The sequence below is a fragment of the Rhodococcus sp. 05-2256-B1 genome (assembly GCF_002258465.1).
In the GTDB taxonomy this organism is placed as follows: Bacteria; Actinomycetota; Actinomycetes; order Mycobacteriales; family Mycobacteriaceae; genus Rhodococcoides; species Rhodococcoides fascians.
In genome coordinates, this window is sequence record NZ_NOZA01000031.1 from 259,910 (window position 1) to 281,842 (window position 21,933).

General features: G+C 66.2%; 19 protein-coding genes. 6 read left to right on the plus strand and 13 right to left on the minus strand.

The window, feature by feature from the left end; all coding sequences use genetic code 11:
• Nucleotides 1–53: 53 nt before the first annotated feature.
• Both ilvN and CH285_RS21235 read right to left on the minus strand, forming a co-directional pair.
• The gene (ilvN, locus tag CH285_RS21230) at nucleotides 54–557 is read right to left on the minus strand and encodes an acetolactate synthase small subunit (RefSeq protein ID WP_008717436.1); all 504 of its coding nucleotides are present in this window, start codon (nucleotides 555–557) and stop codon (nucleotides 54–56) included.
• Nucleotides 554–2,512 (minus strand): acetolactate synthase large subunit, encoded by a 1,959-nt coding sequence (locus CH285_RS21235; RefSeq protein ID WP_032366369.1) that lies wholly within the window; start codon nucleotides 2,510–2,512, stop codon nucleotides 554–556. Before CH285_RS21235 ends, ilvN begins: the two co-directional genes overlap by 4 nt.
• A 257-nt stretch (nucleotides 2,513–2,769) precedes the next feature.
• Between CH285_RS21235 and CH285_RS21240 the strand changes: the two genes are divergently transcribed.
• On the plus strand, nucleotides 2,770–3,309 hold the full coding sequence (locus CH285_RS21240; protein WP_179274019.1) for a PH domain-containing protein: 540 nt from the start codon (nucleotides 2,770–2,772) through the stop codon (nucleotides 3,307–3,309).
• A gap of 59 nt (nucleotides 3,310–3,368) precedes the next feature.
• Entirely contained in the window at nucleotides 3,369–5,210 is a 1,842-nt protein-coding gene (gene ilvD, locus CH285_RS21245) for a dihydroxy-acid dehydratase (RefSeq protein WP_032370767.1), read from the plus strand.
• A 72-nt stretch (nucleotides 5,211–5,282) separates the two neighbouring features.
• Here ilvD and CH285_RS21250 read toward each other — a convergent pair whose 3' ends face one another.
• The gene (locus tag CH285_RS21250; RefSeq protein ID WP_032372647.1) at nucleotides 5,283–6,230 is read right to left on the minus strand and encodes a DoxX family protein; all 948 of its coding nucleotides are present in this window, start codon (nucleotides 6,228–6,230) and stop codon (nucleotides 5,283–5,285) included.
• A 93-nt stretch (nucleotides 6,231–6,323) separates the two neighbouring features.
• On the opposite strand from CH285_RS21250, the gene CH285_RS21255 reads away from it, so the two are divergent.
• Complete coding sequence (locus tag CH285_RS21255) at nucleotides 6,324–7,472, plus strand: PQQ-dependent sugar dehydrogenase (RefSeq protein ID WP_032370765.1); 1,149 nt, start codon at nucleotides 6,324–6,326, stop codon at nucleotides 7,470–7,472.
• 72 nt (nucleotides 7,473–7,544) lie between these two features.
• Here CH285_RS21255 and gatB read toward each other — a convergent pair whose 3' ends face one another.
• The 4 genes from gatB to CH285_RS21275 form a co-directional block, all read right to left on the minus strand.
• On the minus strand, nucleotides 7,545–9,056 hold the full coding sequence (gatB, locus tag CH285_RS21260; RefSeq protein ID WP_027496639.1) for an Asp-tRNA(Asn)/Glu-tRNA(Gln) amidotransferase subunit GatB: 1,512 nt from the start codon (nucleotides 9,054–9,056) through the stop codon (nucleotides 7,545–7,547).
• 70 nt (nucleotides 9,057–9,126) lie between these two features.
• Nucleotides 9,127–10,158 carry an ATP-dependent 6-phosphofructokinase gene (locus CH285_RS21265; protein ID WP_032366581.1) on the minus strand — a complete coding sequence of 344 codons (1,032 nt, stop codon included), beginning with the start codon at nucleotides 10,156–10,158 and terminating at the stop codon, nucleotides 9,127–9,129.
• 101 nt (nucleotides 10,159–10,259) lie between these two features.
• Nucleotides 10,260–10,922, minus strand: a complete 663-nt coding sequence (locus CH285_RS21270; RefSeq protein ID WP_027496637.1) for a response regulator — start codon at nucleotides 10,920–10,922, stop codon at nucleotides 10,260–10,262.
• 10 nt (nucleotides 10,923–10,932) lie between these two features.
• Nucleotides 10,933–12,120, minus strand: a complete 1,188-nt coding sequence (locus CH285_RS21275; protein WP_094643041.1) for a sensor histidine kinase — start codon at nucleotides 12,118–12,120, stop codon at nucleotides 10,933–10,935.
• Nucleotides 12,121–12,340: 220 nt separating this feature from the next.
• Here CH285_RS21275 and CH285_RS21280 point away from each other — a divergent pair, with 220 nt between their 5' ends.
• Entirely contained in the window at nucleotides 12,341–12,982 is a 642-nt protein-coding gene (locus tag CH285_RS21280) for a hypothetical protein (protein WP_141214974.1), read from the plus strand.
• Nucleotides 12,982–14,376, plus strand: coding sequence for an alpha/beta-hydrolase family protein (locus tag CH285_RS21285; RefSeq protein ID WP_094643043.1), 1,395 nt, complete (start codon nucleotides 12,982–12,984; stop codon nucleotides 14,374–14,376). Before CH285_RS21280 ends, CH285_RS21285 begins: the two co-directional genes overlap by 1 nt.
• Nucleotides 14,377–14,411: 35 nt before the next feature.
• Here the strand turns inward: CH285_RS21285 and CH285_RS21290 are convergent, their stop codons facing one another.
• The 3 genes from CH285_RS21290 to gatC are packed head-to-tail and all read right to left on the minus strand — an operon-like array spanning nucleotide 14,412 to nucleotide 17,269.
• Nucleotides 14,412–15,494, minus strand: a complete 1,083-nt coding sequence (locus CH285_RS21290; RefSeq protein WP_052053330.1) for an alpha/beta hydrolase — start codon at nucleotides 15,492–15,494, stop codon at nucleotides 14,412–14,414.
• A 6-nt stretch (nucleotides 15,495–15,500) separates the two neighbouring features.
• Nucleotides 15,501–16,973, minus strand: coding sequence for an Asp-tRNA(Asn)/Glu-tRNA(Gln) amidotransferase subunit GatA (gatA, locus tag CH285_RS21295; RefSeq protein WP_032366363.1), 1,473 nt, complete (start codon nucleotides 16,971–16,973; stop codon nucleotides 15,501–15,503).
• Entirely contained in the window at nucleotides 16,970–17,269 is a 300-nt protein-coding gene (gene gatC, locus CH285_RS21300) for an Asp-tRNA(Asn)/Glu-tRNA(Gln) amidotransferase subunit GatC (RefSeq protein WP_027496634.1), read from the minus strand. Before gatC ends, gatA begins: the two co-directional genes overlap by 4 nt.
• 292 nt (nucleotides 17,270–17,561) lie before the next feature.
• On the opposite strand from gatC, the gene CH285_RS21305 reads away from it, so the two are divergent.
• Nucleotides 17,562–18,212: an amino acid-binding protein gene (locus CH285_RS21305; RefSeq protein ID WP_027496633.1), complete on the plus strand. Its 651-nt coding sequence runs from the start codon at nucleotides 17,562–17,564 to the stop codon at nucleotides 18,210–18,212.
• A gap of 24 nt (nucleotides 18,213–18,236) precedes the next feature.
• Here the strand turns inward: CH285_RS21305 and ligA are convergent, their stop codons facing one another.
• The 3 genes from ligA to CH285_RS21320 are packed head-to-tail and all read right to left on the minus strand — an operon-like array spanning nucleotide 18,237 to nucleotide 21,837.
• Nucleotides 18,237–20,387: an NAD-dependent DNA ligase LigA gene (gene ligA, locus CH285_RS21310; RefSeq protein WP_373454747.1), complete on the minus strand. Its 2,151-nt coding sequence runs from the start codon at nucleotides 20,385–20,387 to the stop codon at nucleotides 18,237–18,239.
• 54 nt (nucleotides 20,388–20,441) lie between these two features.
• Nucleotides 20,442–20,624: a hypothetical protein gene (locus CH285_RS21315; protein WP_027496631.1), complete on the minus strand. Its 183-nt coding sequence runs from the start codon at nucleotides 20,622–20,624 to the stop codon at nucleotides 20,442–20,444.
• Nucleotides 20,625–20,649: 25 nt separating this feature from the next.
• Entirely contained in the window at nucleotides 20,650–21,837 is a 1,188-nt protein-coding gene (locus CH285_RS21320; RefSeq protein ID WP_094643045.1) for a GGDEF domain-containing protein, read from the minus strand.
• Nucleotides 21,838–21,933: the final 96 nt, after the last annotated feature.

Here is a 21,933-nt window from a genome sequence, read left to right on the forward strand (position 1 = left end):
CACTGGTTGTTACCTTTCCTCTTGGGTTTTACGCATGTTCGTCACCGAGGCCGCTAACGCGACGCAGTGATCGATTTCGGTCCACGTCCGACGGCAACGACTCCCGACTGAACTATTTCTCGAATTCCATAGGGGTCCAACATCTTCAGCAACGCGTCGAGCTTGGAGCGGGTGCCCGTCGCCTCGACCGTCACCGCCTCGGGAGAGACGTCGATGACCTTGGCGCGGAACAGATTCACCGTTTCGATGACCTCGCTCCGAACGCTGGCATCGGCGCGGACCTTGATCAGGACCAACTCGCGCGCCACCGAGGAATCGTCGTCCTGCTCGACGATCTTGATGACGTTGATGAGCTTGTTGAGCTGCTTGGTCACCTGCTCGAGCGGGAACTCGTCGACCGTCACCACGATCGTCATGCGCGAGATATCGGGAATCTCGGTGCCGCCGACGGCGAGTGAGGAGATGTTGAAGCCGCGGCGCGAGAACAACGCGGCCACGCGCGCCAACACACCTGGCTTGTCCTCGACGAGAACGCTGAGGGTATGGCTGGTGCTCACAGGTCCGTGCCTTTCGCGTCGTTGTTCATCGGGTGCGGTGCCTGCTCGCGTTCCATCGCGTCGTCGAGTCCTGGCTCACTGCCCACGGTCTCGTCCTCGTCGAACAGCGGACGGATGCCGCGGGCGGCCATGATCTCGTCGTTACCCGTTCCGGCGGCCACCATCGGCCACACCTGGGCGTCGGCACCGACGATGAAGTCGATGACGACCGGACGATCGTTGATGGCGCGTGCCTGGGCGATCACCGCATCCACGTCCTCTTCCCGCTCGCACCGCAAACCGACGCATCCCAGTGCCTCGGCAAGCTTGACGAAATCGGGGATACGGACGGCACCGTGGGTGCCGAGGTTGGTGTTGGAGTAGCGCTCCTCGTAGAACAGGGTCTGCCACTGCCGAACCATGCCGAGGTTGCCGTTGTTGATGAGCGCGACCTTGATGGGGATTCCCTCGACCGCGCAGGTAGCAAGCTCCTGGTTGGTCATCTGGAAGCAGCCGTCGCCGTCGATGGCCCACACCTCGGCGTCGGGTAGTCCCATCTTGGCTCCCATGGCGGCCGGAACCGCGTACCCCATCGTGCCGAGACCACCGGAGTTGAGCCACGTGCGCGGCTTCTCGTAGTTGATGAACTGCGCGGCCCACATCTGATGCTGGCCGACGCCTGCGCAGTAGATCGCGTCGGGACCGGCGAACTTGCCGACCGAGGAAATGACGAACTCGGGAGACATGGAACCGTCGGACGGACGGTCGTAGCTCAACGGGTACGTCTTGCGGATGCCGTCGAGGTAGACCCACCACTGCTCGAGGTCGAGAGTCGTTCCGGTGGCGCGATCGGCCCGCAGGGCCTCGATCAGCTCGGTGATGACCTCGCCGCAGTCGCCCACGATCGGCACGTCCGCGTATCGGTTCTTGCCGATCTCGGCCGGGTCGATGTCGGCGTGGATGACCTTGGCATCGGGAGCGAAGGACGAGAGCTGACCGGTGACGCGGTCGTCGAACCGGGCACCGAGCGTGATCAGCAGGTCGCTGCGCTGCAGAGCGGCGACCGCCGCGACGGTGCCGTGCATACCGGGCATGCCCAGGTTCAGCTGGTGGGTGTCGGGAAATGCCCCGCGCGCCATCAGCGTCGTGACGACCGGGATGCCGGTCAGTTCGGCGAGCTCGAGCAGTTCTGCCGACGCGTTGGCCTTGATGACACCGCCACCGACGTACAGCACCGGCTGCTTGGCATCGGCGATGTAGCGTGCCGCTTCGCGAACCTGCTTGCCGTGCGGCTTGGTGACCGGGCGGTAGCCGGGCAGACGCATTTCCGGCGGCCACGAGAACGTGGTCTGCGCCTGCAGCACATCCTTCGGGATGTCGACGAGGACGGCACCGGGACGACCCGACGCGGCGATGTAGAACGCCTCGGCCATGATGCGCGGGATGTCCGCACCGTCGGTGATCAGGAAGTTGTGCTTGGTGATGGGCATCGTGATACCCGAGATGTCGGCTTCCTGGAACCCATCGGTACCGATGAGGCTGCGGGCGACCTGACCGGTGATCGCGACGATGGGAACCGAGTCCATCTGCGCGTCGGCCAACGGGGTGACGAGGTTGGTCGCGCCCGGGCCGGACGTCGCCATGCAGACGCCGACCTTGCCGGTCGCCTGGGCGTAGCCGGTGGCGGCATGACCCGCACCCTGCTCGTGGCGAACGAGCACGTGGCGCACCTTGACGGAGTCGAAGAGCGGGTCGTAGACCGGGAGAACCGCGCCACCGGGAATGCCGAATACGGTGTCGACGTCGAGTTCTTCGAGAGCTCGTACGACCGACTGTGCGCCGCTGACCTTCTCGGGTGCGACGTGGCGTCGCGATCCGTTGGTCGCCGCGTCTGCGGACGGGTTGCTGGTCGACGGGCTCGTGGCTGTCCCCGACTTACGTGTCGTGGGCCCTGGGCGTGCGGTTGGTGCGCTCACTGATTGCTTCCTCAGGAATGTGAAATTGCTGGGCGATCTCTGGGCAAGAAAAAACCCCCGTCAGCGTGAGCTGTACGAGGGTGGCGCGTCGATGCGAGTTTGAACAACCGGCTCAGGCGTTGACGCGCCGGCCGATTACGAGTATCCAATTCCGCTTCACGCACTGAACGGTAGGCGCGCGCACAGGGAAGAGTCAAACTCGTCACGACGCAATCCCATTATGTGAGATCGCGTAGATGCAATGCGAAGATGAATGGGTGTCGTCTTCGCAGCAGTCCGAACCACCTCGGCCATCATCCCACACCGGTTCCGAGCAACCGAACAGTGCCGACGGGCCACCGCCGTCGAGCAGGCAGGTCATCCGCCTCCCGCGTCTGGCCCTGATCGGCGTCGGGTTGCTCCTGTTCAGTACCTCTCTGCCTGCAGCGAGCTGGCCCGCCGCACTGGGCTGGCTGCTGATTCTGCCGATCGTCGCGTGCATCTGGGTGCTGCGTGTGCGCACCGTCATCACCCCCGAGGCGATCACGGCCCGCCGTTTCATCGGCTCCGACGTCATCGAGTGGGAGTCCGTGGTCGGACTGCACTTCCCCGATCGCCGCTGGGCACGCGTGGTGCTCACCGACAAGACGGAGAAGTCACTTCCGCTCGTGCGGTTCGATCGGCTCCCCCAACTCGCGGCCGCCAGCGGCGGTCGCATCACCGACCCCTATGCCGCGGCAGCTGCGGCGGAGGATCAGGCACGCGCAGAGGCCGAGAATGCCGAGCACGACGACGAACAGGCACCGAAGGATCGCTGACGAGGGGCCGAGTAACCTCCTCGTTGCGATCACCGCTGCAACGAACGAGGAACTGCACTATGCCGCCGCTACGCTCACGGGTCACCACTGTCGGACGCAATGCTGCGGGCGCGCGCTCGCTGTGGCGCGCCACCGGAATGACCGATTCGGATTTCGGTAAACCGATCGTCGCCATCGCGAACTCGTACACCCAGTTCGTACCCGGCCACGTTCACCTGAAGAACGTCGGCGAGATCGTCGCCGACGCCGTCCGCGCGGCAGGCGGAGTCCCTCGCGAGTTCCACACCATCGCCGTCGACGACGGAATCGCCATGGGGCACGGGGGCATGCTGTACTCGCTGCCCAGCCGCGAGATCATCGCCGACTCGGTCGAGTACATGGCCAACGCCCACACTGCGGACGCACTCGTGTGCATCTCCAACTGCGACAAGATCACCCCCGGCATGCTCAACGCGGCCATGCGATTGAACATCCCGGCGGTGTTCGTCTCCGGTGGGCCGATGGAGGCCGGTAAAGCGGTGGTCGTCGGAGGGGTCGCGCAGGCACCCACCGACCTGATCACCGCGATCTCTGCCAGCGCGAACGATGCCGTATCCGAAGAGGGCCTGGACGAGGTCGAGCGCAGCGCGTGCCCTACATGCGGGTCCTGCTCGGGCATGTTCACCGCCAACTCGATGAACTGCCTCACCGAAGCGCTCGGGCTGGCGTTGCCCGGCAACGGCTCCACTCTGGCCACCCACGAGGCCCGCCGCGCCCTGTTCACCCGGGCCGGCACGACCATCGTCGAGGCGGCGATCAAGTACTACCGGGACGAGGACGAGTCGGTGCTGCCCCGCAACATCGCCACCCCGGCGGCATTCCGCAACGCGATGGCACTGGACGTGGCGATGGGCGGCTCGACCAACACCGTGCTGCACACGCTCGCGGCGGCGCAGGAGGGCGAGGTCGATTTCGATCTCGACACCATCGACGGCATCAGCCGCAAGGTGCCGTGTCTGGCCAAGGTGTCCCCCAATTCGGATTACCACATGGAAGACGTGCACCGGGCGGGTGGAATTCCCGCCCTGCTGGGTGAACTGCGGCGTGCGAATCTGCTCGAGACCGACGTCTCGACCGTCCACACGAAGAGCTTCGACGAGTGGCTCGACACGTGGGACATCCGCTCCGGTGCCGCATCCGACGAGGCGATCGAGCTGTTCCATGCCGCTCCCGGCGGTGTCCGAACCGTCGAACCGTTCTCCACGAGCAATCGCTGGTCCTCCCTCGACACCGACGCCGCGGGTGGTTGCATCCGCGATCTAGAACACGCCTACACGGTCGAGGGCGGTCTGGTGGTGCTGCGCGGCAACATTGCCGTCGACGGCGCGATTCTGAAGACCGCGGGCATCGACGAGGACCTCTTCTCGTTCCAGGGACCTGCGCTGGTCGTCGAGTCTCAGGAAGAAGCCGTCTCGGCCATCCTGCAGAAGAAGATCCAACCCGGTGATGTGCTCGTCGTGCGGTACGAGGGACCCAAGGGTGGACCGGGAATGCAGGAGATGCTGCACCCGACGGCGTTCCTCAAGGGTGCCGGTCTGGGCAAGGTCTGTGCCCTGATCACCGACGGACGGTTCTCCGGCGGTACGTCGGGCCTGTCCATCGGACACATCTCCCCCGAGGCTGCGGCCGGCGGCGTGATCGGCCTCGTCGAGAACGGCGACCAGGTCCGCATCGACGTCGCCACGCGCACGCTCGAGATCCTCGTCGACGAGGAAACTCTGGAGACTCGACGCGCGAAGATGCTCGCGTCCGAGCGGCCGTGGCAGCCGGTCGATCGACAGCGCACGGTCACGACGGCGCTGCGCGCGTACGCCGCACTGGCGACATCCGCGGACAAGGGTGCTGTGCGCTACGTGCCCTGAGCAGAAAAGCATGTGAGTGGTTCCTCGTAGCAGGGTACGAGGAACCACTCACATGGTTGGTTGTCGACCGGATCAGCGGACGACCGGATTCGCTCCGTTGAGGAAGATCCAGATGCACACGCCCGCAGCGATTCCCACCGCGAGTGCGAGGAACGATCCGATGCGCGGGCGGGTTGCCCAGCCGCGGCGGCCGTCGAACGCGATCTTTCCGGGTCCGGTGAGAATGATAGCCGCGGCCGCGAAGCCGAGAACGGTTTCGTACTCCACGCCGGTGGCACCGGAGAACTGCAGCCCCGGCTCTGCCACCTGCTTGAAGCACCAGGCGTTGATGATGGTCGCCAACACAGCTGCACCGGCCAGCGGCGTCGCCAGTCCCAGGATCAGCAGTGCGCCGCCGAGGGTTTCGCCGGCCGCGGCCGCGATGGCGAGGATCTCCGGGTATCGGAACCCGGACTCCTCCAGGAGATTCTGAAATCCGTCCAGCCCGGGACCGTTCCACAATCCGACGAGTTTCTGTAAGCCGTGCCCGAGGAACACTGCTCCGATGGCGACGCGTAGGACGAACAGGCCCAGATCGGTGGTGCCGCGTCGGGCCGGAACTTCCACGGTCTCGGTGCGCACCGGGGCTGCCGGGGCGGCGACTGCCGAATCGGAGGACTCACCGAGATACTCCGTCGGACGATCCGAGTACGCGTTCGAGGTGGCACCGGCCGTCGTAGCCGTCGTCGGCGTCTGGGTCGGCGAGTCGGCGAAAGCCGACGGACGGTACGTCGGGATCTTCTCTGTCGGTGCCGCATCGGTGCTCCGCTTGTCGGATGCGGAGGAATGCGGGAAGTCCAACTCGTCGTCGGTTCGGGGCAGACGATCCGAACGCTGCGCACCGAACGCTGTGGTCGATGCACCGGACGCGTCGGAACCCGAACGCGTGGGCGAAATCTTCTCGGTGGGGTTGTCGTACGGGCTCTCGGCCGGTTCGTACGAGGGATCCTGCTGGTTGGGGTCACGCGGTGTATCGGTCACCTCCCCACACTAAGGCCGACAACCCCGCGCCACCGACGTTGACGCTCACGGCCGCGTGGCGCGTCGGACTCGACGTTCCGTAACGTTCGAACCATGAAGCCGCTCGGAGCATCGTCACGAACTGCCCGCGCGGCTGTCGTCGCCCTGTCGACGACGGCTGTTCTGCTCGCCGGGTGCGCCCGATTCGACGACTCCAACTCGTCCCCGTTCACTCCCGCGCCGGATGTCGGAGCTGCCGAACTCAAACCCACCACACCCAGCGAGACCTCGCCCCCGGCGGGTCCGAACGCCCCGCAGCCCGTATCGGGACCGTGCGTGGATCCCGACCCGGCAGTGATCGCCACCTGCCTCGACACCACGGGCGGACTCGTAGCTCTTCCCGACGGCCAGAGCAGCCTCGTGGCAGAACGCAGGACCGGCCGCATCATGGAGGTCACCGCAGGCCGGACGCCACAGCAGGTGGCCACGATCCCCGTCGACGGCACCGGCGACGGGGGCCTGCTGGACATCGCGCTCTCGCCCACGTACGCCGAGGATAAACTGCTCTACGCGCTGATCACGACGGCGTCGGATACGCGGGTCGTTCGGCTCGCGCAGGGGGACGTACCCAAGGACATCTTGACCGGGATCCCCCGCGGGGCCGCGGGAGTCCGAGGTTCCCTCGAGTTCTACACGCCGAACGAACTTCTGGTGTTGACCGGCGACAACGGCGATGCCGTGGCCGCCGCGGATCCGAACTCGTTGTCCGGCAAGCTGTTACGCGTGACGTCACTGTCGCCGACTCCTACTCCCCCGCGGCCGGGGATCGCGCTCAGCGGTATCGGCACAGCGGGCGACGTGTGCACCGACGGCAGCGGAAACATCTACGTCACCGACCGCACCGCCACCGAGGATCGCCTGCAGCGCATCGACAAGCTGGGAGCAGTGTTCTCCCCGGTGTGGACCTGGCCCGACCGTCCGGGTGTGGCCGGGTGTGCCGCCGGTCAGAGCGGCGTCGCGGTTGCCCTGACCACAGCGAAAGCTGTTGCAGCACTGGCCACGGACCCGAACACCGGAGCGGTCTCGGCCGAGCCGACCCTGTTGATCCAGGACAAGTACGGGCAGTTGAACGGGGCTACCAGCACGAGCGACGGTCAGATTCTGGTGGGAACGGTGAACAAGAACGGCACTGCCGTCGGCCCCACCGACGACCGCGTCGTCAAGGTGCCGTTCCCTGCCGGCGGTGGTGGCGGCTTCGACTGATCCGACAGCTCCTTCGAACGACAAGGGCGGCCGGGCAGCAATCGCTGCCCGGCCGCCCTGCTCATGCGTCGATCAGGACTGACCGCACGCCGCCAGCACGAGTTCCTTGACTCGGGCGGCATCGGCTTGTCCCCGCGTCGCCTTCATCACCGCGCCGACGATGGCACCGGCGGCCTGGACCTTGCCACTGCGAATCTTGTCCACCACACCGGGGTTCGCGGCAAGTGCTTCGTCGACGGCGGCTTGAAGCTTGGTGTCGTCTTTCTCCAACACCAGATTCCGCGCCGACATCACCTCTGCGGGCTCGCCCTCACCGGCCAAGACGCCGTCCACGATCTGACGAGCACCGTTGTTGTTGACCTTGCCGTCGGCCACCAAGGCTGCCACCTCGGCCACCTGAGCCGGAGTGATCGCCAGATCCCCCAATTCGACGCCGGCGATGTTGGCCTGCTGCGCCAGGTACGACACCCACCACGACCGCGCAGCCTGCGCCGACGCGCCGGCGTCGACGGTCGCCGCCACGAGTTCGAGAGCACCCGAGTTGACCAAGTCGCGCATTTCCTCGTCGGAGACGCCCCAGTCCTTCTGAATTCGCCCGCGGCGCAACCACGGCAGCTCGGGCAGAGTGGCTCGCAGCTCCTCGATCCACGCTGCATCCGGGGCCACGGGAGCGAGGTCGGGCTCCGGGAAGTAGCGGTAGTCCTCCGCGGTCTCCTTCTTCCGGCCCGCCGTGGTGGTGCCGTCGGACTCCTGGAAATGTCGGGTTTCCTGCGTCACCTCGCCGCCGGATTCGAGCACCGCAGCCTGACGGCGCATCTCGTAGCGCACGGCGACCTCGACGCTCTTGAGCGAGTTGACGTTCTTCGTCTCGGTGCGAGTACCGAACTCGGTGGCCGACTTCCGCATCAATGAGACGTTGGCATCGCAACGCAACGAACCCTGATCCATCCGCACATCGGAGACGTTCAGCGACTTCAACAGGTCACGCAATGCGGTCACGTACGCCCGCGCCACCTCCGGTGCCCGCGCCCCGGTACCGGTGATGGTCTTGGTCACGATCTCGACCAGGGGCACACCGGCGCGGTTGTAGTCGAGCAACGAATGCGATGCGCCCTCGATTCGTCCGGTTGCGCCACCGACGTGCGTCGACTTGCCGGTGTCTTCCTCCATGTGGGCGCGCTCGATCTCGACGCGGAACGTGCTGCCGTCGTCGAGCACGACGTCGAGGTAACCCTCCGTGGCGATCGGCTCGTCGTACTGCGAGATCTGGTAGTTCTTCGGCTGATCCGGGTAGAAGTAGTTCTTCCGCGCGAACCGTCCCCACGGGGTGATCGAGCAATTGAGCGCCAGCCCGATACGAATCGCCGACTCCACCGCAGCAGCGTTGACCACCGGCAGTGCGCCGGGAAGGCTCAGGCACACCGGGCACACCTGCGTATTGGGCTCCGCACCGAACGCGGTGGGGCAACCACAGAACATCTTGGTGGCCGTACCCAACTCGACGTGGACCTCCATGCCGAGCACGGGGTCGAACGTGGCGAGCACATCGTCGTAATCGATCAGATCGACGGTTGCAGCAGTCATGCTCCGTAGTTTATGCATTGCATTCGCCACCCGAGTAACCACGTGTCCTCGCGCACCGATCGCCTCGGGGTCAGCCGAAGAACGCTGCTGCGTCGTCGTACCGGGTCTGAGGGACCCGCTTGAGTTGCTTGGTGGCCTCGGCCAACGACACCAGGCCGATCTCGGCACCGCGCAGCGACACCATCTTTCCGAAGTCTCCGGAATGCGCGGCATCGGTGGCGTTGACACCGAATCGCGTTGCGAGCACACGGTCGTACGGAGTGGGAGTGCCGCCACGCTGCACGTGCCCGAGCACCGTGGTGCGTACCTCTTTGTTGATGCGACGTTCGATCTCGACGCCGAGCTGATGTGCGACTCCGGTGAATCGGACGTGCCCGAATTCGTCGATACCGCCGTCGAGCAATTGCATCGACCCTTCGACGGGCTTTGCACCTTCGGCCACGACGCAGATGAAGTGGGAGTCGCCCCGCTGAAAACGTTTGCGCACCAACGTGCATACCTCTTCGACGTCGAAGGGCTGCTCCGGGATGAGAGTCATGTGCGAGCCCGAGGCCAATCCCGCGTGCAACGCGATCCAGCCTGCGTGTCGGCCCATCACCTCCACCAGCATCACTCGCTGGTGCGATTCGGCGGTGCTGTGCAGTCGGTCGATCGCATCGGTGGCGATGGTGAGCGCCGTGTCGAAGCCGAATGTGACGTCGGTGCAATCGATGTCGTTGTCGATCGTCTTGGGGACACCGACCACCGGTACGCCCTCCTCCGACAGCCACGCAGCTGCCGTCAGAGTTCCTTCACCGCCGATCGGAATCAACACGTCGATGCCGTTGTCCTCGAGGGTCTGCTTGACTCGGTCTAGACCGGCCCGCAGCACGTCGGGGTTGGTTCGAGCCGTCCCGAGCATGGTGCCGCCCTTGGTGAGCAGCCGGTCGTTGCGGTCGTCGTTGCGCAGCTGGACCCGACGGTCTTCGAGAAGCCCACGCCACCCGTCCTGGAATCCGACGACCGTAGAGCCGTATCGCGCGTCGGCGGTGCGAACGACAGCGCGGATCACCGCATTGAGCCCTGGGCAATCGCCGCCTCCGGTCAGAACTCCGATGCGCATCGATTTTGGCCTCTCTGCTCGCAGGCCCGCGGAGCGGACCGAAGTGACGAACATCAGCCTAATCGGGCGTGGGTCCCCGCGCGCGCCGGTACCGGTCGGCCTCACTTGGGCGTGACGACACCGGTTTCGTAGGCCAGCACGACCGCCTGCGCGCGGTCGCGTAGCCCGAGCTTGCTCAGCACCTTGCCCACATGGGTCTTGACCGTCTGTTCGGCCAAGAACAGCGCACCTGCAATTTCCGCATTGGACATACCGGTCGCGATCAGTTCGAGAACCTCGCGCTCGCGCGGCGTCAGATCGGCCAGGCGCGAAGGAGTGTTCCTCCGCGCACCGCGACGAGTCGTGACGTCGGAGATGAGCCGTCGGGTCACCGACGGTGCCAGGAGCGCATCGCCGGCCGCGACGACTCGTACGCCTCTGATCAGTTCCTCGGCCGGCGCGTCCTTGAGGAGGAATCCGCTGGCCCCGAGAGCCAGGGCCTCGTAGACGTAATCGTCGATGTCGAAGGTCGTCAGCATCAGGACGCGGACCGGCGACGCGTGCGACGCGGACAGGATCGCGCGGGCCGCGTCGAGCCCGTTCATCTCGGGCATGCGCACGTCCATCAGCACCACGTCCGGCAACAGCCGCGCTACCTCCCTGACGGCGGTACGACCGTTGTCGGCGTCGCCGACGACCGAGATGTCGTCCTGAGCGCCGAGCAGTGCACCGAACCCCTGCCGCACCATCGCTTGATCGTCGGCGATGAACACCGTTGTAACCACGCGTGACAGCCTAAACCGCGTCGCCGGCGTCACCCGTTGCCGGCGGAGTCGACATTCCGGTCGGCACACGAACCGCAACCTCGAACCCACCGCCGGGCAGAGGGGCTGCATGCAGCCGGCCGTGTGCGGCCTGCGCTCGCTCGCGCATTCCCGCGATTCCGTGCCCGCCGCAATCGCTTCCGGGAGTGCGGGAGATGCTCGGGTTCGGAGCCGGTGCGTTGATTACCGTCATGTCCACGACGGCAGGGCCGATCGCGATACACACCTCCACCTCGGCTTCGGGCGCATGGCGCGCGGCATTGGACAGCGATTCCTGCAGAATACGGAACAGGGCCAGTCCTGTTGTCTCCGAAACCGATTCGACGGTACCGGTGATGGTCCACCGCACATTCATGCCCGCTCTGCGACTCGCCTGCAATGTGCGTTCGAGATCCAGTGCACTCGGCGCGGGCGCGTCCTGCATCTGCGCTCCATCACTACGCAGAACCCCGAGCATCCCCCGGATCTCGTTGAGCGCCTCGCGTGCACTCGCGCCGATCAACTCGAATTCCCGGGCCGCGGCCGGTGACACGTCGTCCAGTCGGTACGGCGCGCTCTGGGCCTGCACGACGACCATCGACATGTGGTGTGCCACGACGTCGTGCAGATCGCGGGCGATCTTCGCCCTCTCCTCGAGAATCGTGCGGCGAGTGCGTTCGAGTTCGCTGACCTCCTCCTGCTGCGCAAGCTGCCTGCGCGAGAGAACGAGCCACCGGATCAGCAGTCCGAACACGACCACCGCAGTCAGACCCACCGACCACCCGATTCCGTCGGAGCCCGGCATGTACGCGAAGAACACCAGCATGCTGGCCAACCACGCCACCAACAGGACCGGCACCGGAGAACGCAGCGCCACCGCGAACAACAACGTCAACAGGACGAGGACGTGCACCACTTGCCACGGGTAGTCGTAACCCGGAACGCGGTCGAATGCCGCCGGAATCACCAACGCGGACAGCGCCGATACTGCCCACCCCATCGCGGGATTCAGTCTGACCAGAGCGAACGGAAACGCTGCCAACGCTGCGACGAACGGTAGCAACGGAACCGAAACCTGATGCGTGACCGTCAGTGTCGGCCACGCGATCGAGTACAGAATTGCCGTCACCGCGATGATCAGCACGTCGACCGAACGGACGCCGCCGATCTGCTCGGGCACCCTGCGCCGAGCACGTACCCCGAGTTCGAGACTCGTCGACCTTTTCTTTCGCACGTCTCGAGCCTAGGCAGCATCGACCACCGGCGTCCTCGTACCGGGGTATCGGTTCGGCATGGCTCGGAGGTATCAGGACCGCGTCGAACCGGTCCCGGGGGCACTCACCACAGCCGAACCTCGGAGCGATGCTTGCCTCGGCCGGCCGAACTTAGCGTCGATCCTCATGAGCCGGAACATATCTCGCACCCTGATGTGCGTGGCAGCTGCCATCGTCGTCGTGACCGCCACGACGGGAGCAGCAACGTCGTCACCCACCGAGGACCGTCGCTCCCCCATGGCACTGACCGTTCGTGCACTGGTCACCGAACCCGCCGAGGACGCTGCGTCGACCATCCCGAGCGACTTCGCAGACGTCATGGGCTACCGGCCCGCGGTGCAGGACGGGATGGCGAGCAATCCCGGCGGGGATTGCTCGTCCCCGATCCCACTGCCACCCGAGTTCGAGGCTGCGTGCCGAGCCCACGACCTGGGATACGACCTCCTCCGGTACGCGAGCGCGACGGGGACGACCGTCGACCCACAGTGGCGCAGGGCGATCGACGCCCAACTCGACAGTCGCATGCACGACGCCTGTGACCATCGCACCGACGACGGGTCCCGGCAGATCTGCGACGCAGCCGCGGTCGTGGCGGCAACGGCAGTCGACCTCAATTCCTGGCGACAATCGTTCGGTGCACCGGTCGCCGAACCCGCCATGCCCCTGACACTGTTCGGAGCCGTGCTGGCGCTGACGCTGCTGATCGCGTCCGTTGTCGCGCGGTACCGACGTGTGTCGATGACCCCGACCCGCACGGACCGACGCTGATGTCCACCACGGCCATCCCGGACCGCGAGGTCGAGACCCCAGTCGCATCGGATGTCGAGTCGCCCAACCGTCTTCGCTTGCCGAGACTCGGCACGTCGGTGTCCGTTGCAGCGGCTGTGGCGATCTCCTCGGTTCCGTCACTTCTGCCCCGCTCCGCCGTCACTGCGGCCCTGTTCACCGGATTCATGGTGGCACTCGCTCTGACGGTCGCATGTGCGGGCCGACGGGTGTTCGGGCCACGACGGCCCGCGTCGCTACGGCTACGAGCGTGGACCGTCGTCACTGCTGCATTGATCTCGGGCGTCGCGTTGGCCTCGAACATGCACTGGCAGAATCGATTACGAGCCGCGATGGACGTCGAGCCGGTGAGCTGGAGCTACGCCGTCGACGTTACCGGGGGTGCCCTGTGCGTTGCGCTCGTACTGTGCGGAGCCGGTAGCGCGCTCCGGCGAATCTTCTCCGCTCTGGGCCGGAACCGTTGCGTGGCACTGCTCGTCACGGTCGCTGCATTGTCGTACACCCTGGCCGTTCCGTTCGTGCGGTCCACTCTGTCGGCCTCGTACTCGGCCTCGAACTCGGCGATGGACGACGCAGTGGCCGCCCCGACATCGGAGACGAGATCCGGCGGTCCCGGATCCTCGGCACCGTGGCGCACACTGGGACGCGAGGGCCGCGCGTTCGCGTCGGGAGGGCAGGATCTCGACACCGTACGCACGTACGTGGGACTCGAGTCGGCCGCGACACCGGACGAGCGTGTGGCACTGGCCGTCTCCGAGATGGAACGGGCTGGAGCCTTCGAACGCAGCGTCGTCGTGGTCGCGATTCCCACCGGGTCCGGCTGGGTGGACGAGAATGCGATCACCGGGGCCGAAAGAACGTTCGGCGGTGACGTCGCGACGGTGGCGGTGCAGTACTCCGACAAGCCAAGTTGGGCGACCTTCCTGTTCGCCGAGGACGACGCCCGCCGGTCCGCGAACGCCGTGGTTCGAGCGGTCGCCACACGAGCGGCGGCGGAGCCGACCACACCGAAAGTCGTCGTGTACGGCCAGAGCCTGGGTTCGGTTGCAGGAAGTGATGCGTACCTTGCCGTGCAACAGAACATTTCGTCACTCTGCGGGGCTGTCTGGGCCGGCCCGCCCGCGGGATCGGTCGACACCGACGGTGCCGCCGTCCTGGCCAACTCCTCGGACCCCGTCGCGCGATGGTCTCTCGATCTGTTGTGGTCGCCGCCGGATACGACGACGTTCACGATCGACGCCCCACGGCCGCCGTGGTTGCCTGTCGTCGGCTTCCTGCAGACGTCCGTCGACCTGCTCGCCGCATTGGATGTCACGTCGGGCCACGGCCATCGATACGGGACCGACCAAGGCGAGGCCATGGCTCGCTGCCGCTAACGAGAGGGGCCGCCGGAAAAGGGAGTGCTGGTCCGTCAGCCGAGCAGACCGAGCCGATTGCCGAGCCAGTCCATCTCCTGATCGAGCGCCGGCGCCCAGACCTGCATCGAGTGTCCTCCCGGCAGCTCGCTGTAGTGCACATCCATGCCCGCGGCGGCGGCTGCCCGGTAGGCCCGCTCGGTCTGCGGCCTGAACTCCTCGTCGTCGGCTCCGACGACGAAGGCACCGGCAGAGTCGGGAAAGCTGTTGCGGGAGAGCACGTTCAGCGGCGTAGAACGATCGAACCGATCCTCGTCGGCCGGTGTGTCCGCCCCGTACGCAGCAAGGACCGACTCCGCTCTGGTGCCACGACGTTGTTCGTCCTCACCGGAGATGTCGAGAAATGTGGGGTACGCCGACGGGTCCGTCGTCGCGAGCTGAAGGGCGCAGGTTCCGCCGTAGGAGTACCCGCCGACCGCCCAGGATCGCGGGTCCGAGGACACGTGGAGGTTCGACCGAACCCACTGCGGGACATCGACTGTCAGATACGTCGCAGCATTACCGAGGTCCGAATCCATGCACATCGGGTTGGCTTCGGTGTCCCCCAGCCCGTCGGCAACGACGACAACCGGGGCGACGCCGCCGTGACGTGCCGCGAATGCGTCCATCGTCTGCGGTAGTCGGCCACCTTCGATCCAGTCGACCACATGGCCGGGCTGTCCCGTGAGCAACACCAGTACCGGGAGGTCGTCCGCCCCGTCGTCGTACGCGGCCGGGAGATAGACCGTCGCCGGACGAGCACGGAACTGCGACACCGTGCCGGGCACCTCCACGTCGAACAACCGGCCGTGTCCTTCGACGTGCACGACCGGCGCACGCCCGAGTGCCGACGCGGCCGTGGGGTACCGCGTCACCGTCAGGTTGGTCAGTACGGCGGTCGCCACCAGGAGCGCCGCTGCCAGGCCCAGTGCGCTCAGCCCACCGACGGGCGAGCCGAGCGGACGGCCACGGCGGATGCGAACCACGATCGCACCGGCGGCCACGATCGCCAGCACCGTGGCCGCCGCCAATCCGATGACCGGGACCGCTCCACCGAGCAAGGGCAGATGCGCCAACCGGGCGGCCCACCGATGCAGCACCTCGAACTACCGCAGATCGCCGCGGGCAGCCTCGTACGCAGCGCCGACGCGGTAGAGCCGCTCGTCTGCGAACGCGGGAGCCATGATCTGCAGACCCACCGGCAGACCGTCCTCGGACGCCAGTCCGGACGGCACCGACATCGCGCAGTGGCCGGCGAGGTTGGTGGGCAGGGTGCACAGATCGTTGAGATACATCGCCATCGGGTCGTCGACTTTGTCGCCCAACGGGAATGCCGTCGTCGGGGTCGTCGGCGATACGAGCACATCCACCTTCTCGTATGCCGCGTCGAAGTCCTGCGCGATCAAGGTGCGGACCTTCAGGGCCGAGCCGTAGTACGCGTCGTAGTAACCGGCCGACAGCGCGTAGGTGCCGATCATGATGCGGCGCTTGACCTCCGGCCCGAACCCCTGAGCGCGGGTGGTGGCCATGACCGATTCGGCGCTGTGGTGGCCGTCGTCGCCCGCACGCAGGCCGTACCGCATTCCGTCGAACCGAGCCAGGTTGGACGACACCTCGGACGGGAGAATCAGGTAGTACGCAGCCAATGCGTGGACGAAGTTGGGGCACGACACCTCGACCACCTCGGCGCCGAGCGAAGTCAATGCGGCCACTGCGGCGTCGAAGGACGAGATGACACCGGACTGATAGTTGTCCGAGTGCAACTCCTTGACCACACCCACCTTCACTCCGGTCAGGTCGCCGCGAGCGCCCTCTCGGGCCGCCTCGACGACGGGACGAACCGGGGTGTCGACCGACGTGGAATCCCGCGGGTCGTAACCCGCGATGACCTCGTGCAGCAACGCGGTGTCGAGCACCGTACGACCACAGGGTCCACCCTGATCCAGCGAGGAGGCGCAGGCGATGAGTCCGTACCGCGAGACGCTGCCGTACGTCGGCTTGGTTCCCACGGTGCCGGTCAGTGCCGCGGGCTGCCGGATGGATCCACCGGTGTCGGTGCCGATGGCCAACGGTGCCTGGAACGAGGCGAGCGCAGCCGCGCTTCCGCCTCCCGAGCCGCCCGGGATCCGGGTGGTGTCCCAGGGGTTCTTGGTCGGTCCGTACGCGGAGTTCTCGGTCGAGGAGCCCATCGCGAACTCGTCCATGTTGGTCTTGCCGAGAACCGGAATGCCCGCCGCTCGCAGCTTCGAGGTCAGCGTCGCGTCGTACGGCGACACCCACCCGTCGAGAATCTTCGAGCCGGCGGTGGTCGGCATGTCGGTGGTGGTGAACACGTCCTTGAGCGCCAACGGCACCCCGGCGAGCGGTGAGGCCGGTGCCGAGCCCGCGGCCAGCCCGGCGTCGACGTCGTTCGCCGCGGCCAGCGCCTGCGCGCTCGCCACATGCAGAAAAGCGTGAAGGTCGCCGTCGACCTCGGCAATCCGATCCAGATGTGCCCGGGTCACCTCCACCGCACTGACGTCCCGCGAGTGGATACGGTCGGCGAGCTCGGACGCGTCGAGCTTGGTCAGGTCGGTCATTCGCTCTCTCCCAGAATCTGCGGCACCGCGAAACGGCCCTCCTCGGCATTCGGTGCACCGGACAGCGACTGCTCCGGCGTCAGACCGGGAACGATCACGTCGGGACGCGTCACATTGACGATGTCGCTGGGGTTGGCTGTCGGCGCAACGTCGTCCGTCGCCACCTCGGCCACGGTCTTGACGTGATGGAGGATCGAATCCAACTGGCCGGCGAACTCGTCGAGTTCGGCGTCGCTGAGAGCCAAGCGCGACAGCCGGGCGAGGTGAGCGACCTCGTCGCGGGAGATATCGGGCACCGCGTAGACCCCTTTCACACAGTAGGAGTGGGGCCTGCAGGAACCGGCCCCGTATTTGCGCAGAGCGAACCGCACAGGTCCGCGAACGCGGTCCAGCCTAGTGCGCACCGTTTCGCCGACCTCACTCCCGGTCAGCGGTCTCGATCGGCCGCCGATCTCGCCCGCACGAGTGTCAGAATTGTCACGTCCCGCGTTGCGTGTCGAGCCGGCCAGGTCGAAGATGCAAAGATTGCTCGCGCCGGGGGTGCACAGTGTTCCCTGAACTACGCCAGACGTCGAAAGGGAGCGTGCCATGTCCTACCTGCTCCGCGTGCAGCTGCCCGACCGGCCGGGCAGCCTCGGATCGCTGGCCGTGGCCCTCGGCTCGGTCGGAGCGGACATCCTCTCGCTCGACGTCATCGAACGCGGCGACGGCTACGCGGTCGACGACCTGGTGGTCGACGTCGCGCCCGGTTCGCTTCCCGACACACTGATCACTGCAGCCGAGAACCTCACCGACGTCCGGGTCGACTCGATCCGGCCGTACACCGGCGTTCTCGACACCCATCGCGAACTGGAACTGATCGACCGGGTCGCAGCGGCATCCGACGACCGTCTGCAAGTTCTGGTCGACGGCGCTCCCCGCGTTCTGCGCGTGGGCTGGAGCACCGTGGTGGCCACCAACGCGCACGGTCCGTTCCGCCTGGTCGGTAGCCCGGGCGCACCCGAAACACACGCCGCCGAACTACCCTGGTTCCCGTTGACCTCTCCCGCTGCACTCGACTCCGACGCAGACTGGGTACCTCAGGTGTGGCGGGACATGGACACCAAGATCGCTGCCGCTCCCCTCGGCACCACCGGCACCGTGCTGATGCTCGGCCGGCCGGGAGGGCCCGAGTTCAGGCCGTCGGAGGTAGCCCGGCTCGGTTACCTCGCCGGGATCGTCGCAACCGTCCTGACCTGATCACCGGAACTCGCCCGGTCTCCCCTACTGCGACGCGTCGGTATCCGTCGGCGGCTCCGACACTGCGTCCGGGCCTTCGGTCAACAGACGCGTGAACCCTGCCTCGTCCAGGACCGGTACGCCGAGCTCGACGGCCTTGTCGTGCTTCGAACCGGGCGATTCACCGACGACGACGAACGCCGTCTTCTTCGAAACCGAACCGGCGGCCTTTCCGCCCCGCAGCAAGATCGCCTCTTTGGCCTCGTCGCGCGAGTAGGACTCGAGCGAACCGGTGACGACGATCGACAGGCCTTCCAGATTGCGCTCGATGGAGGCGTCTCGCTCGTCCTCCATCCGCACACCGGCATTCCGCCACTTCTCCACGATGGCCCGGTGCCAGTCGACCTCGAACCATTCGGACACAGCAGCCGCGATGGTGCCGCCCACCCCGTCCACCGCCGACAACTCCTCGACGGACGCTGCTTCGATGCGCTCGAGGCTGCCGAATTCTCCGGCGAGGGCTCGTGCCGCGGAGGGGCCGACGTGGCGAATGGACAGGCTCACCAGCACTCGCCACAGAGGCTGATTCTTGGCGGAGGACAAATTGTCGAGCAGTTTGCGACCGGTGGCCGACAATGCGCCCGATTTCGTGCGGAAGATCGCCGTCTTCATCAGGTCTTCTTCGGTGAGCGAGAACAAATCGCCCTCGTCCTCGATCGCACCGGTGGCCAGAAGATCCGTCGCCGCTTCGTATCCGAGACCCTCGATGTCGAAACGCTGCCGTTCGGCCACGAAGAACACACGCTCACGGCGTTGCGCCGGGCAGAACTGCGAATTGGGGCAGCGCAGGTCCGCGTCGCCGTCCTTCGCCGGTGCCAACGGCGTCGAGCATTCCGGGCATTCGGTGGGCATGACGAATTCGGTCTCGTCGCCGGTCCTGGCGTCGACGACCGGGCCGAGCACCTCCGGAATGACCTCTCCCGCTTTGCGAATCGTGACGGTGTCACCGATCAGAACGCCCTTGCGCTTGACCTCCGACGCGTTGTGCAGGGTCGCGAGAGACACCGTGGACCCCGCGACGAGCACCGGCGTCATGTACGCGAACGGAGTCACTCGACCGGTTCGGCCGACGCTGACGCGAATGTCCAGCAGGGTGGTGGTGACTTCCTCGGGTGGGTACTTGTACGCGATGGCCCACCGCGGTGCTCGCGACGTCGTTCCGAGCCGACGGTGCAACGACATCTCGTCGATCTTGACCACCAGGCCGTCGATCTCGTGCTCGACGTCGTGGCGGTGCTTGTCCCAGTACTCGACCTTCTCGACGACGGCGTCGATGCCCTGCACGCGCGTCGTGTGGGTGGAGATCGGCAGACCCCACGCCTGCAGAGCCTCGTAGGCGTGCCATTGCGAATCGGGGGTGAACCCGACCATCCGTCCGAAGCCGTGACAGATCATGCCGAGACGCCGTTTCGAGGTCACGGCCGGATTCTTCTGACGAAGCGAGCCCGCCGCCGAGTTCCGCGGATTGGCGAACGGGGGTTTGCCCTCTTCGACGAGCGCCGCGTTGAGTGCTTGGAAGTCCTCGAGCCGGAAGAACACCTCCCCGCGCACCTCGAGCAGCTCCGGGATCGGATATTCGGCGCTGCCGGTCAAGGTATCGGGTATGTCGTCGATCGTCCGAGCATTGAGCGTGACGTCCTCGCCGGTCCGCCCGTCACCTCGGGTCGCACCGCGCACGAGAGTTCCGTTCTCGTACACCAGGTTCAACGCCACACCGTCGATCTTGACTTCGCACAGGTAGTGCAGATCCGGACCGGCCTCGGTCTCGACCCGCTTGGCCCACGCACGGAGCTCGTCGTGATCGAACACGTTGTCCAAGCTCAGCATTCGTTCCAGATGGTCGACGGCGGTGAACTCCGTCGCGAAACCACCGCCTACGAGTTGAGTCGGTGAGTCGGCCGTGCGCAGGTCCGGGTGGGCTTGTTCGAGATCGTTCAGTTCGCGCAGCAGGGCATCGAATTCACCGTCCGAGACGATGGGCGAATCACGTACGTAGTAGCGGAATTGATGTCCACGTACTTCCTCGGCCAGTGTCTGCCACCGCTCGCGGTCGGCAGGGGTGGCAGGATCGAGTTCGACTCCGGCAGCCTCGGCGGCATCGTCGGTTCCTGCAGGCAGTTCGGTCGGCTCAGGCACGTGACGAAGATTATCCGACGGCACCGACATCGAAACGATCCTGCGTCCGGAAGGCTATCTGCCCATCAGGCCCAGCAGCAGGGTGGCGGCGATCAACGCCACCGCGCAGATCCCGGCAGTCAGCGCGAATCCGGTCAGGAAGTCGTCGGAGTAGATACCGCCGAGGACGGAGGCCATCACCGAGAGCAGGACACCGGCGGGCAGACCGCGCCGCTGGGCGTCCGAGAGTCGATACATGTCTCGATCATCGCAGATCCCCGTGTCAGATCTCGTCGACGACCACACTGTTCCCGCCGGACTGCTTGGACCGATACATCGCCGCGTCCGCCGTGCGAGCCGCTCGTCCCACGACGGAGGTGCCCACGTCCCACAGCGCGGAGTCCTCACGCAGCAGTGCCATACCGACGCTCGCCGTGACCGGAATGTCGTCCCGGTGGTCGCACAGCACGCGCACCACATCGACGCCGAGGTCGACGGTGCTCTGCGCATGTCCGACGACGGCCAGCAGAAATTCTTCGCCACCGGTTCGCGCGAGCACTCCGCCGTGGTGGCGGGCGAGTCTGCGCAGCCGATCCGCGACCCGGACGATGACCTCGTCGCCCCGGCTGTGGCCGTAGCGGTCGTTGACGGCCTTGAACTTGTCGATGTCGACCACCAGGAACGCCATCGACAGTCCGCGTTTGTTCGCGAGCTGCCACAGGTCGAGCAGTTCACTGTCGATACCGCGGCGGTTGTACACCCCGGTCAGAGGGTCGAGTACCGACCGCTTGGCGTCGTTGGACAACGTCGTCCACGCCACCTGCGCGAACACCGGTACCGCCACCGTTGCCAGCAACAGCACCACCGTCGCCGTCGCGACCGCCGGTCCGTCGACGGCAACCACCTCGCCGTCCATCACAGCGAGGAACGTGCGAATACCGAAGCCGATGATGAACGTCGCCGTCCACACCAGGTGGGCGACGAGCAATCGAGGGCTGAGGAAATACGTACAGAACGCTCCGGTGACGGCGAACAGCACCGTTCCGATCAGGGACGCGACCGGCGCGTACAACACCAGCACCGAGGTGGTCAGAATGTCGCCGAACGCCAGGAACCCGACGAAGAACTTCTTCCCGGGGATCGGGCCGAACACGCACCGTGCGGCAACGAGTACCTGCATGAACAGGACGAAGAAGACCCACCCGATTGCCGGCGAGCCGGTGGGGCCGAGATCGCTGAACAACATGAGAATCGACGTGAGGGCATACATCAGGACGGCGGTGCCGAAGACGACCCGGATGATTCCCGTCAGTGGACGAGTGGACCGGTGGTTGAGGATCCATTCGAAGTCGTGCGGAGCCCGGTACCAATCCGACGTGGCGGCGGCGAGTTTGGCCAGAACTCCGCGTCGATGCCGGCCGGAACGTCGGAGGGAGGCGACTTCATCGAAGCCGCGACCACCTGATGCCATGTACGAACTCCCACCGATTCAAAGCAGACCCCCGACGGCCGTGTGAATGATGTCACACCTGTTGTACGTCCCGAACGACCCGGGACGGAGCCGCAG

What these genes read in the sequence shown, in the direction of transcription:
- CH285_RS21280 (WP_141214974.1), top strand. Translation starts at nt 12,341, where the DNA reads ATGAGCCGGAACATATCTCGCACCCTGATGTGCGTGGCAGCTGCCATC.
- gatB (WP_027496639.1), bottom strand. Translation starts at nt 9,056, where the DNA reads ATGACTGCTGCAACCGTCGATCTGATCGATTACGACGATGTGCTCGCC.
- CH285_RS21265 (WP_032366581.1), bottom strand. Translation starts at nt 10,158, where the DNA reads ATGCGCATCGGAGTTCTGACCGGAGGCGGCGATTGCCCAGGGCTCAAT.
- gatA (WP_032366363.1), bottom strand. Translation starts at nt 16,973, where the DNA reads ATGACCGACCTGACCAAGCTCGACGCGTCCGAGCTCGCCGACCGTATC.
- CH285_RS21320 (WP_094643045.1), bottom strand. Translation starts at nt 21,837, where the DNA reads ATGGCATCAGGTGGTCGCGGCTTCGATGAAGTCGCCTCCCTCCGACGT.
- CH285_RS21285 (WP_094643043.1), top strand. Translation starts at nt 12,982, where the DNA reads ATGTCCACCACGGCCATCCCGGACCGCGAGGTCGAGACCCCAGTCGCA.
- ilvD (WP_032370767.1), top strand. Translation starts at nt 3,369, where the DNA reads ATGCCGCCGCTACGCTCACGGGTCACCACTGTCGGACGCAATGCTGCG.
- CH285_RS21315 (WP_027496631.1), bottom strand. Translation starts at nt 20,624, where the DNA reads ATGTATCGACTCTCGGACGCCCAGCGGCGCGGTCTGCCCGCCGGTGTC.
- CH285_RS21305 (WP_027496633.1), top strand. Translation starts at nt 17,562, where the DNA reads ATGTCCTACCTGCTCCGCGTGCAGCTGCCCGACCGGCCGGGCAGCCTC.
- CH285_RS21255 (WP_032370765.1), top strand. Translation starts at nt 6,324, where the DNA reads ATGAAGCCGCTCGGAGCATCGTCACGAACTGCCCGCGCGGCTGTCGTC.